General features: G+C 58.7%; 10 protein-coding genes. 1 reads left to right on the top strand and 9 read right to left on the bottom strand.

Annotated features, from left to right (window positions below):
* Positions 1-58: 58 nt before the first annotated feature.
* The 5 genes from EOA78_RS10630 to EOA78_RS10610 form a co-directional block, all read right to left on the bottom strand.
* Positions 59-1294, bottom strand: a complete 1236-nt coding sequence (locus EOA78_RS10630) for a polysaccharide ABC transporter ATP-binding protein (RefSeq protein ID WP_127315117.1) — start codon at positions 1292-1294, stop codon at positions 59-61.
* Positions 1295-1299: 5 nt separating this feature from the next.
* Positions 1300-2928: a glycosyltransferase gene (locus EOA78_RS10625; RefSeq protein ID WP_127315116.1), complete on the bottom strand. Its 1629-nt coding sequence runs from the start codon at positions 2926-2928 to the stop codon at positions 1300-1302.
* Positions 2929-3171: 243 nt separating this feature from the next.
* Positions 3172-4122 carry a glycosyltransferase gene (locus EOA78_RS10620; protein WP_164783714.1) on the bottom strand — a complete coding sequence of 317 codons (951 nt, stop codon included), beginning with the start codon at positions 4120-4122 and terminating at the stop codon, positions 3172-3174.
* An 88-nt stretch (positions 4123-4210) separates the two neighbouring features.
* Positions 4211-5056 carry an ABC transporter permease gene (locus EOA78_RS10615; RefSeq protein WP_164783713.1) on the bottom strand — a complete coding sequence of 282 codons (846 nt, stop codon included), beginning with the start codon at positions 5054-5056 and terminating at the stop codon, positions 4211-4213.
* Positions 5056-6027 carry a polysaccharide deacetylase family protein gene (locus tag EOA78_RS10610; protein WP_164783712.1) on the bottom strand — a complete coding sequence of 324 codons (972 nt, stop codon included), beginning with the start codon at positions 6025-6027 and terminating at the stop codon, positions 5056-5058. Before EOA78_RS10610 ends, EOA78_RS10615 begins: the two co-directional genes overlap by 1 nt.
* Before the next feature lie 311 nt (positions 6028-6338).
* Between EOA78_RS10610 and EOA78_RS10605 the strand changes: the two genes are divergently transcribed.
* On the top strand, positions 6339-7535 hold the full coding sequence (locus EOA78_RS10605) for a glycosyltransferase family A protein (RefSeq protein WP_127315112.1): 1197 nt from the start codon (positions 6339-6341) through the stop codon (positions 7533-7535).
* Positions 7536-7953: 418 nt separating this feature from the next.
* On the opposite strand, the gene EOA78_RS10595 is transcribed toward EOA78_RS10605, so the two are convergent.
* The 4 genes from EOA78_RS10595 to EOA78_RS10580 all read right to left on the bottom strand — a co-directional run bounded on the left by EOA78_RS10595 (position 7954) and on the right by EOA78_RS10580 (position 11907).
* On the bottom strand, positions 7954-8949 hold the full coding sequence (locus tag EOA78_RS10595) for a glycosyltransferase family A protein (RefSeq protein ID WP_127315110.1): 996 nt from the start codon (positions 8947-8949) through the stop codon (positions 7954-7956).
* Positions 8950-9547: 598 nt separating this feature from the next.
* Entirely contained in the window at positions 9548-10225 is a 678-nt protein-coding gene (locus EOA78_RS10590) for a hypothetical protein (RefSeq protein WP_245477457.1), read from the bottom strand.
* Between the two features lie 361 nt (positions 10226-10586).
* Positions 10587-10985 carry a GFA family protein gene (locus EOA78_RS10585; protein WP_245477461.1) on the bottom strand — a complete coding sequence of 133 codons (399 nt, stop codon included), beginning with the start codon at positions 10983-10985 and terminating at the stop codon, positions 10587-10589.
* Positions 10986-10992: 7 nt separating this feature from the next.
* Positions 10993-11907 (bottom strand): NAD(P)-binding domain-containing protein, encoded by a 915-nt coding sequence (locus EOA78_RS10580; protein ID WP_127315108.1) that lies wholly within the window; start codon positions 11905-11907, stop codon positions 10993-10995.
* Positions 11908-12007: the final 100 nt, after the last annotated feature.

Below are 12007 nucleotides of genomic sequence, written 5' to 3'. Positions count from 1 at the left end.
GGTCGACGGATTGAACTACAGCGAAGATGTATTCGCCAGGACGCCTCTCCACGCGCCTTCAATCCACCTCAAGCAACTGGGCAGAATGCGACAGTCGCACAATCCCGTGCTCTTTCAGATATGGCCAATAGGAGTCATTGACTGTTGCTGCAACAACGTCGAACGTTAGCAAGTTCTCGCTTGCGAGGTCCGGGTCATCCTCTCCCCACGCATAGAGAGCCGCTCCAGCGCTATAAGTGCCTGGCAACAATCCCAAAGATCGCACGCTGAATACGACCGTGGCCTGCCCAACTATGTCAAATTGGCCAACACCTTCCGCGAGGCTTTCGAGCACAGAGATCAAGTTGCCTTCCTGATCAAAAATCTGGATGTGAACCACGCTTCGGTGAAACGAATTCCTCGCGCCCAGCTTCAGCACGAAATCGTAATCGCCGCCAAATTTGAGTTGGCTGCATCGCTCGCGCGTACCCGGATACACAATAGCCACCTGCATCCAGAGGTCATCATCGCCAACGCGCTCGGAACCGTTGCTGCTTGCGGCGGTGTTCGACAGGTACGCATCGATGATCGATGATGCCTCGCCAAAATCCTTCAGAAGGCCGCGGTCCAGATAAATCGCTTTTGTGCAATGCTGCCGAACCATGGCCATGTTGTGGCTCACGAACAGCACGGTCCGACCTTCACCCGCGACGTTCTTCATCGTGCCGATACATTTCCTTTGAAATTCAGCATCGCCGACAGCAAGCACCTCGTCGACGACGAGAATCTCCGGCTCCAGATGAGCAGCGATCGCGAAGGCAAGCCGAACATACATGCCGGACGAATAACGCTTGACCGGCGTTTCGAGAAAGCTGCCGATATCGGCAAATTTGATGATCCGGTCTAGCTTACGCGTGATCTCGGCCTTACTCATGCCGAGGATCGCGCCGTTGAGGTAGATGTTCTCGATCCCGTCGAGATCCGGATGGAATCCGGCCCCTACCTCCAGCAAGCTTCCGATCCGGCCTCGCATCACTGCCTCGCCCTCATCCGGAGCCGTGATGGAGGTCAAAACCTTGAGCAGCGTGGTCTTTCCCGAGCCGTTGCGTCCGATGATACCGCAAACGGTGCCAGTCGGAACGGAAAAAGTGATGTTCTTGATGGCGAAAAATTCATTGAGGGAAGCTTCGGCTTCCCGCGAGCGCAGACGCGCGACAAGTTGTTCGACCTCCTCACGCAATGAGCGCACGCCGATCGCGCCGCGCCGGTAGCGCTTGGAAAGTCCTCGGACCTCAACGGCTGGCAATTCTGTCATCGATCTCAAGCCGTAACATTTGCGGTTCGACTGCCGGGTTGATCCGCGGTCAGCCCGTCCTTCACGACGCGCGCCGTGACAACGATAGGATAGGCGGTATCCCGGACGTCGAGCTTCTGGTCAGAAACTTCTTCCTTGGCGAGCCCCTGGAGAAAACAAACTGCCGCAAAGACGTTGCCGTGAGTTTCGAGCGCCATATTCGCCGTGCTGAAGGATTTCGCAAGCAACTTCGCCAAAGCCGCCTGCGTCAATGACCAGAACCACGTGCTGCCCCACTCGCCGCGATCGACCGGGGTGATGCCAGGAACAGTTAGCAGCAGCACGCCCCCGGGCTTGAGCGCTTCGGCCAGTGCAGCGACCGCGGCCGACATGTCGAAGATCAGATGAAGTGTTTGCGTGAGGATGATGCAGTCGAAGGCGTTTGACGGCAGGACTCCGGGTTGCGACAGGTCGCCTATGATGGTCGCGTTTGGACTATCGGGATCAACATGCAGCACGTCGCTCTTGGCGACATGAGCACCGCCAAAATGCATCGTGTAGCTGTTGTCGCCGATTTCCAGCACACGGCCATGTATGTCGGCCGCATTCAATTGTATGAAATTCTCGATATAATACCGATCTATTGGCTTGCCGCGATCATATCCAAATGAGCGGCTCATCGGCATCGTGCGTGCGAAATCCCCAAACCGCACCGAACCGACGGGCGGAGCCCGCCAATCGGCGCCGGAAGCTCCGAGCAACCGTTGCACACGCCTGCCGACCTTGCGCTTTATCCTAAATGCCGCCGTTTGCAGCGCGATCGGCGGCGACATCTGCAAAGCCTGCCGCAGCATGCGAATCGCTTTGGCGGGTTCGGCGCGGATCGCGCGCAAAGCCTCAGTAGTCAACTCTCCGGTATAGTAGGTCTTCCAGAACCGCCTACCATCGCGGACTGCAAGACGCACATCGTCGTCAACCGGACCTGCCAACTGCTTGTCAAGCACCGACAATGCTGCAGCGAGCATCATTGATCGATCCTTCGACATGTTGTCGCCGTGCATGCGATACTCGGCGACGAGATCGTCGTGCGTTACGATCGAACCGCGCCGGGCGATTCGCAAGAATAGCTCATAGTCTTCGCAGGACCGCATTGAAGTGTCGAACCCGCCCATGGCCGCGAGCCTCTCCCGCCGATAAACCACGGTCGCATGCATCGCGATGAAGTTTCCCGTCCGCAGTAACTGAAGATAAGGATCTTCAATAAGCGCGACGTGATGCTTGTCTGACTCGATCGCACCGCTTCCATTGATAAAGCGATGAGCTCCGTAAGCGAGAACCGCATCTGGATGCGCAACCAGCATTCGCACGCCCGTCTCAATTGCATTCGGAAGGAGACGATCATCCGCGTCCAGAAAGATGATGTAATCGGATCTGGAAGCCTCCAGTCCGGTGTTTCGGGCGGCCGCGAGCCCGCAATTGTCCTGCCTGATCAGGCGCACGCCTGCATGACGCTCGACAACCGATGCCGGATTGTCGGTGGATCCGTCGTCCACGACAATAATTTCATCCATCGGCCGGCTTTGACGAAGACAGCTCTGAATGGCTTCCTCAAGAAACCGAGTATGGTTGTAAGTTGTTATGACGACTGCGATCATGAAACAGCCAAATTCTCCTTAGCTTCGCAAAGAGGCAACGGGCTGGTGTTCGTTGCCAGAAATCGAACGCGACCTTAGGCGTCACAAACAGAATTTTGGCACAGAAATGATGGACACTCGTCAGTTTTAGCACGTCGCCCCCAGCGTGGCGATGCGACCTTGTCATTCACGTAAAAAGGTATCGTTGATATCAGAAATCTCAGGCTCGGTTCGCGATCCAATCCGCGCACCGGTCCCGCCCACTTACTTCCGTGCTCTCGTCAGCAGCCTGAACACCTTCGACAGGGTGCGGCGTGGCGTCAGCCGCCGAGCGAACCGGCGTCCGGCTTCGATGGCGAGGTCAAACCTATCGCGAAGTGTCAGGGGCCGACGCTGGGCCGGATAGCGCGCAAATGCGAAGCGGAGCGCCCGCTGCAACTTCGGCGTCATCAATCCCGAGGTCGACGCATGCATCTCAACCCATTCGAGGAAGCCAATGCGAGCAGTATGCGGGCGCAGTCGATCGTAGATGCCGAAAGCAGTCGCCTTGGCCGATGTCGAATCGAGGTGCTGCCTGTAGCGGCCGGTGGGCGTGGATGTCACGAATACCGGATAGCGCAACAGCAGCTTTACCAGAAGGGTCTGGTCTTCGTAGAGCTCGAACGCCTCATCGAAGCCGCCCACCGCTACCAAAGCTTCGCGGTGAACCATGATCGAGCAGATGCACGGCACATGAGCCCGCTGGCGCACGATGACCTGGTCGAGCAGGTCGGGCGGCATGTGCAGACGGTCCGATTGGCGTGGCATCGAGTCGGTCCAGTTCCTGTGCGGCTCATCGGGGAACCACCACAGGGTCGGTCCGTAAAGGAGCTTGATGCGAGGATGCGCGTCAAAGATCGCAAGTTCCGTCTCGAATTTTTCCGGCTCAAATATATCGTCGCCATCCAGGAACGTGAAGAACATGCCCGACGCGGCCGCGATTCCGGCATTGCGCGCCGCGGCGGCGCCGCGACGCTCGCCGTTCGATCGAATGAAACGGATTCGCGGATCTGCGGCTGCTGCAGCCACCGCGATCGCAACGCTCCCGTCGAATGATCCGTCGTCAATGAGTAGCATTTCCCAGTCGGTGAAGGTTTGCGCGCGCACGCTTTCGATCGCGGCCGGAAGAAATCGCTCGACATTGAGGAAAGGCGTGATGACGGAGATCAATGGCATCGGCGTCGTGCCCATTGTGCAGAATGCGCGGCGGCCGACGAAAGGCGACCTTCACCCTCTACGGGGCCGCAAGGGTTGTCATTGCTCTTCACAGCATGTCCATGGCCGTTCGCTCGACGCGTTGAAAGATCACGATGCCGATGAACAGCACGACCGAGGTCGTGACAAGCGCTGCAGCGATTTGTGGCGCACCGACTGCCGAGGTGCCGAGGAAGCACCAGCGCCCTTCCTCAATTATGACAGCGAGCGGATTCAGAAATCCGGTCAGCGTCCGGTACTGCTCGGGAATGGCCGAAAAAGGAAAGATGATCGGCGTCACGAACAGCCAGATCTGAATCAAGAACGGAGTCATATGAGCTGTATCGCGGTATTTCGCGGTTGACGCTCCTAGACAAAGCCCAACAGCCAACGAGAATGCCGCGATCTGGATGATCACCAGCGGAAAGAACGCGAGGCGCCACGACAACCCGTCCACTTTTCCTGTCAGTTGGTACCAGAGCAGGAAGGCCAATGCGACCCCAAGCTGGATCGCCAGGGCCACACCGTTCGACAGCAGCGACGACACGGGAACGACGAGTCGCGGGAAGTAGATCTTGCTGAAAAGATGACCGTTAGCAATGAAGACCTGGCTCGCGGTGGAGACGACTTGGGAAAAATACGACCACAGCACCAGCGCTGTCAGATAAAAGATTGGCGCGGGATGGCCACCGGTTGAAATGCCCGCGATACCGCTGATGACGGTGGTCAAGGCTGCGGTAAGCGCCAGGGGCTGCAGGATCAGCCAAGCCGGACCAAGCAAGGTCTGCTTGTAGCGGACTTTGATGTCGCGCATCGCGAACAGGAGCAGCAGATCGCGATAGCGCCACAGGTGCCAGAAATCGAGGTCAAACCAGCCGCGTCGAGGAGTGATAATGGTAGTTTGCTGTGCGTTCATTAGAACAGATGATCCTCGATTTTTCGCAAGAATTCGTCCCCTGACCAGTTGCCGACATACAATCGAGGTAAACGCAGCACGTCTGCCTCGGGCGCGACGCACCCGGCGCGCGTCGTGCATGCGAACTCAAATCCCGCTTCCCTGACGGCAGATACCGACAGAGCGTCATGGTCTCCGAATGGATATGCAAACGAGAGGACGCGTTTTCCTGTCATTTGCTCACAGGCCGAACGGCCGTCGACGATCTCGCGAAGCTGGGTCGCGAAGGAATGGGCCGGAAGCGTGGGATGACTGACCGTATGACCGCCGATTGTTATCAGGTCGTCACTGATGTCACCAACCTCCCCGGGAGTCATAATACAGTGCTCTGGCCTAGCTTCGAGACCAACGCCGGCCCATTTCGCAATGTCTTCGACGTGCGCGTTCTGTCGCTCATACGGCAGCGTTCGGAGCGCCGACCATACCTCCCGGTAGACTTTGTCACGGCCGGCCTGATCCACCATCTTCGGGATAAGCCAGTGATGCCTGCCTCCCTCGATCGTGATGTCGAGTTGGTCAGGCAGTTCAGGCGTCTCAAGACAGATGCGCGCGAGCGCATCCCACCAGAATTCTCTGCCGCTTCCGATTGCTCCCGTCGCAACAAACAGCGTCATCGGGCAGTCGTGACGCTGCAGGATAGGGCGAGCGTTGCTGTAGACGTCGTGATAGCCGTCGTCAAACGTGACAACCGCAAGCGGTTTGTCTGGCTTTCCCCGTGCGATGACATCAAACAGCTCATGCAAATGCACCACCCGCCGGCTCCGCGTCAGCGCTTCGATTTGTTCGTCGAACCTCGCCGGATGGACGGCTAGGCTCCACGGATCGACGGCGATGTCTGCAACGCGATGGTACATCAGTATGATGGGAGCACGGCGCAGGCGTCGAAGCCGGACCAGCCGACCAAGCTGCAGGAGAACGCGCGGAATCACCATCGGTCTCCCGCCGCAGGAACCGTAAAAACCACGCTCATGTCCGATCGCGGATGCCATCCCCATCGGCAGAAACGCGATACATGTGAGTGTTCAAGCATATAGCTGATGGCAATAAGACCACGAGGCCACGGGCACGGATGTGAGCGAAATGAAAGGAAGCATGAAGGCATCCACAAGTTTGGGCGGATTGAAACCAGCATATTAGCACATGTCGCCGCCGTAAGTGCGAAGACCGCGCGAATTCTCAGACGTTGAAGTAGCCGGTAGGGAGAGGCGCGGCTTGATACTGTCCCGCTCGAGCATGCTAGTATTTGGGCCGGTGGCGCTCCCGTCTTTCTTTTTATCCTTCATCAAAAGCAGGTTTTTTCGATATGCAACCCGCAGTTTCCGTCATCATTCCTGCTTACAATGCGGAAATGACTATCCGACACACCCTCCAGTCGGCCGCCTCGCAAACTTTCAAACAGCTAGAGATCATAGTGGTCGATGACGGGTCGACCGACCGGACCGCTGAGATCGTCGAGGCATTTGCAACCAGTGATCCGCGTATTTCTCATCTGAGACAGCAGAACCAAGGGGTTGCTGCCGCCAGAAACCTGGCAATTCATGCGGCGAAGGGTGAATTTATAGCGCCACTTGATGCGGATGATGTGTGGCACCCGACAAAGCTGGAAAAGCAGCATAGCCTCTTTCAGTCGCGGCCGTCTCTCGGCCTTGTCTACGCGTGGTATCGGGTCATCGATGATGATGATTGGGTGATCGAATGCTCCCCGCCAACTCTCGCTCGCGGGGACGTCCACAACTGGCTGCTGGTTGAGAATTTTATCGGCAATGCAAGTTCACCGCTAATCAGGCGATCAGTTCTTACGGCAACCGGGGGATACGACCCGTCGCTCAGAGCAGCAGGCGCCCAAGGAGCCGAAGACTTGCAGATGCAGCTCAACATTGCCGCGATCTGCGATTATGATGTCGTTCCGGAGTATCTGATTGGTTACCGGCGATCACCATCTTCTATGTCGACCAGGCATGTCGTCATGCTGACATCGCACCGGATCGTCCTTGAAACAGTTCGCACGCGACATCCCAAGCTAGCGTCTTTCTTGTTTCGTTGGTCCGATGGCGTGGCCTCTGCGTATTATGGCACCGAGGCCGCCCGCACGTCGCCAGGCGCGGCCATCGCTCCGCTTGTCCACGCAGCACTGATCGATCCGGCCGCGCTGTTTCATGTCTTCGCAAAGCCGTCTGCACAAGCCCTGTGGCGGCGGCTGCGTCGCTTTGCGCCGAGACTGCTCGCCGTTAAACAGCGCATGGTTTCGACCTCACCGCATTCCATCTGTACCTCCGGGCGTTTTTTCGACGCCGATCCGACCTTCATCTGCCAGCCATTTCCTTCAGAGTGGCTTCGAAGGCGAGTCCAGGTGGCCCTCAAGACGCCGACGCCGCGCCAGCTTCGCGAGTCAGGCCCGAGGAGTATTGATCCGTCCGCTCCCGTCGAAGGCCGCGCTTAAGGTCTAAACACAAGGTGCCGGCACCTAGACCCCCGTGATCTGAGACCGGCTGAAATGGCAGGTGCTAAGCGACGCCCCGCCTAGGAAACGCAATCTCGGCAGATAGCATAAAACTGACATGATATTCGAAGCCTGCGCATCCGCAAATACGGACGCGATCGTCGCGGCTGGCACCGGCAATCGACGGGCAGGTGTTCCGGGACGGGCGCCAGGAGCCGGTCAAATATCGGCTGCCATTTGCCGGATTGAGATGACGACGCTCCGAGACTCTGGAGCAGGGGAATGAACAGGAAGAGGCCGGCACCTCCGAGAACCGCCGCGGCCAAACCAAGTCCGACGATAGTCGGCCCGGCCATGCAGGTGCTGCCGCCAAGCGGATTGAGCCGCCGCAACCGCTCGAACGGTGACGCGCTCATATTCACCAGCTGGTCTCTTCATAAAGCGGACGGAACTTGGCGTTCTTGTTGCGCATCCGTTTCACTCCAACCTTGACCCAGCGAGGAACCAACCTGGCCCTGCAGTAAACGTCTACCATGTTGGGCAGGCGAGAAATTGCCGTGCGCGGATCCAGGACGAAGAGTCTCCTCGATAGGTCGCAGGCTGCGTAAAGCTGCCCGCCGATCAAAGCTCTCAACGCAAGCCAATGGATCATATCGACCAGATGCGCATCGAGATCGCTGCCGAACTGCGGATATTTTTCGCGAAACTCGGCAAGAACAATCTCACACGAACGAAGCATCTGCATGACGTCGCTCGACATGTTGACGTTCGTTATCCGGTAACCCACGAGATGCTGAGGCACGACGCGGAATTCGTAATTTTCCGCTATTCTGAGGCACATTAGAAGATCCTCGCAGCCTTGTGCATTCCTGGCCCTCAGCGAAGGATCGAATTGTCCCGCCCGCTCGAATGCGGAGCGACGCACCAGCATCGAACTTCCGTTGCCGACAAAGTTCATTCTGCACATCCGCTGCAGAACGCGGCCATCGGCATCGGGCCGGAAGGATAGTGAGAATACCCGGCCGTTCTCGTCGATTTGGGCAAACCAGCAATATGCCAGGCCCACCGAAGAGCCGCCTTCCTGCAGGGCGCGCAGTTGCAGTGCGATCTTGGATGGGGCCCAGAGATCATCCGCGTCAACAAACGCCAGAAACTCCGCATCGGTAGAGGCCGCACCGCTGTTGCGAGCCTGCGCAACACCGGCGTTCGACTGCCTCATAAGGCGTATACGCCGGTCTTTCTCAGCACAAGAGGCCACAATCGAGGCGGACTGGTCCGTCGACCCGTCGTCCACCACTATAATGTCCAGCCGCTGATGCTCCTGCTGGCAGATGCTGGTCAAGGTGGCGCGAATGGTTCGCTCGGCATTGAACATCGGCACCACGACGCCTACCGTGGCATTGTCTTGGATCATTGGAGCCTTCGTTTTTTCTGCAGGAGCTGGTAAACAACGGATGACGCCAGCATTGCAATCAGCACCGCTCTTCCATGATCCTGCGCGAATTCGAGGCAAATGAGGTCGGTCATAGCTGGCGGGTTCGAACCGTGACGAAGCAACGCCAAATCCGAAAAACAGACACAAGGATCGGTCGCGTAGCGCTGCCTTATTAGCCTGTACTGAACAAGCCGGTCAACTGGCGCCGCGCGGCGCGGATTGGCGGCCGCCCGCAACTTCGGCCTCGCGTGCGCGGGACCTTGTGCTGGTCTTCGGTTGATGACTGCGCGATTTGCAGCGACATAATCCACGGGCAGGACGCGGCCTCGGCCGGCGACGCCGAACGGGCCATGCTGCGCGATCCCGATATCCTATCCTGGACGAAGCCACCAATGCAGTGGACGGATTGTCGGAAGCGGCAATTGTCGAGACGCTCAAGTCGGGGGCCGGCCGCCGCACGACCATAGTCATCAGCCATCATCACAGCACCATCTCGTTCTGCGGCAAGGCAGGCCATACGTACGGCCCTTGCAGGATTCAGCCGATAGCCAGCCGGCTTGCGCCGGCCCGCAAGACATCATTTCCCGGGCGCGCCCGGGAAATGTGTCATCAATTTCTGCTCGGCTGCCGCCCAAGCTCGATCGTGGTAACGGCGCAGAAGCAAGATGCTTATAACGAAGGCCAAAATTCCGGAAATCACGCCGAGAACCATCCCCGAGCCGATCACCGATGTCGCAACTATGCCCGCAAAGACGCCTGCGATCGCGCCGCTGATCGTACTCACCATGCCTGCGGTCGTCATGAAATACTGCAGGGGCGATGGTCTCAGTCCCTTGTCGACGAGCACCGCCGAGCGGTCGTCGTGCGTGGAGTGGATGAGGTACTTTTGCATGATCGGCGCGAGTTCGACGTAATAGTGCCGGATCCGCGCCATGCCACGGGCGTGCACCATATCCTCGATCGCAACCTGCACGGCGCGCACGAAAGTGACCAGACCGATGAAGAACAGGCAAGGCAGCAGGATCAGGCTGAACAGCACGAAGGGCATACCCATTTCCGTGACTTGCGCGACGAATGACAGAGCGATCGTTACGCTTGAGACCGACGTGAGGAACAGATTGGCGCGCTGGTTCGCTTCTTGAATCGTGGCTGCGCGGGCGGTCTGCAGCACGAAATGCTCGGTTGTCATGCACTGCAGGAGTTGCTGCGTGTTGTTGCTCTCTTTTGTCATTGCGTCCTCCTTCGGCCGGCTCAACCACAACGCGACCGAAGGCGACTATAATCGGGCCTGCCGGTTTTCCGTGGCCGGCCAGCGAAGCCGACAGGGCCTCCTCGCTCCGGTGATTGGATTGCCATCGGAGCCTCAGCCAGCCCTCGGGAGGAAGTCGAGAGCTTGCCGCGACGATCGGCTTCGGAGCGTGTCTTGAGAGAACGTCGCGGAGCGCAAAGTGTTGCAAAGGAGTGCTGCGAGGGAGCCTTGCGATCGCAGTCGCCCGCGACAGCCATCCACCCAACCGGCAACCTTCTTGAACGGAAATTGATTGCCGAAGGAGACGCTGGCGGAACTCACGATGCCAGCCTGCTGCAAGTCAAGTATCGCGCTTGGTGACCCGCCCTCAAGAGGCGGCTGCTTCGGGCACGCCTTCTAAACAAAGCCATCCATGCTTTCTGTGAGGCCAATGGAGCATTGTCGGGGGCGGGAATTCCGGGTCCTCCAGACAGCCGACCGATACCGACAGCGCGTCTTTCAGCCCTTCCGCCCGCATGAAGACGACCGACCCGCACGTGGTGCAGAATGTCTGCTCCAGCCATTGTCCCGACGAGCCGGTTCTGCGCCAGGATCTGGTCTCGCCTTTCTCGCCGACAAGGGCGGAGTCGGCGTAGATGGCCCGGTACGAGAACGCCGTCCCGGTGCATCGCTGGCACTCCAGGCAACTGCATGCATAGACGCGTCGCGGTTCTCCCGCGAGGACAAGTTCCACGCCTCGGCAGGAGCAGGTCGCGGTTCGTCTCATTTTGCTGCTATGCATTCGCTGGCTCCCGGCTCTGGCGTGGCGAACCATTTCGAAACAGGGGCGCCAGAGATGCAAAATCATCTTCCATGCTCCCGAGCGAGAGCGCCTGCCGAAAGATCATATCCATGGCGCGCGGCATAGCCGCGTCGAGGCCTCGCTCCTCGCATGCCTCAAGCAGATGCTGGAAGGCGCTGTAGTGGGCACCCAATGACGCCAGGGTCGCGTCGTCGCCGGCAAAACGGCGTGCATTCGTTCTATCCACCAGGTCGAACAGAGCGGCATCGACAACCGGCTTGAATCCGGAAAGATGGCTCCTGAACGTCGCCAGGTCGAGACCTTCGGCCTCGGCGACGGCCATGCCCTGGAGCGCTCCGAAGAGCCCGCCCCACATCTGAGTGAGCAGAGCGGTATCAAGCGCAGAGGCTTGACCCGGCTGTTCCCCGACATAGCTCGTGCCGCCGCCGAGTGCGAAAAGCAGGGGCTTGTGCTTCTCGTAAACGTCGCGAGAACCCGAATAAAGCAGTGCGGTCTCTGGCTTGCCGATAAAGTCCGGAGTTGCCATGATTGCCCCGTCCAGATAGCCGGCACCATGCGCTTCCACCCAGCGCGCTTCTTCCCGCGCCAGACGCGGTGAGCCGGAGGTGAGTTGTACGACGGCCTTGCCGGCCAATGCCGAAGCGACGTCACCTTGCTTCAGCAAAGCCTCGCTGGCGGCATAGTCGAGAACATTGATGATCACGAGCTCGGCCGCCTCAATTCCAGCCTCCACCGAGGGGGCGACCTTCGCGCCAAGGGCCGCTAATGGCTCGCACTTTGCCGCGGTCCGATTCCAGACCCCTGTTGGATAGCCGCAGTCGAGCAGCGCTCGAGCAATGGACGAGCCCATTCGGCCCGCGCCGAGCACGCAGACATTTGATGCCATAGGAACTTCTCCGATAAACTGATGGCCCTCTCGACGAGGGTCGGTTTCATGTTTGGCGCGCTCGATCCGAAGATATAAATTCTTGCTGCGTTGAGAAGTA

This window comes from Mesorhizobium sp. M5C.F.Cr.IN.023.01.1.1, assembly GCF_003997585.1.
GTDB classification, from domain to species: Bacteria; Pseudomonadota; Alphaproteobacteria; order Rhizobiales; family Rhizobiaceae; genus Mesorhizobium; species Mesorhizobium wenxiniae.
The sequence above is the reverse complement of the archived record's forward strand: the minus strand, read 5'-3'. Positions and strand labels throughout refer to the sequence as shown.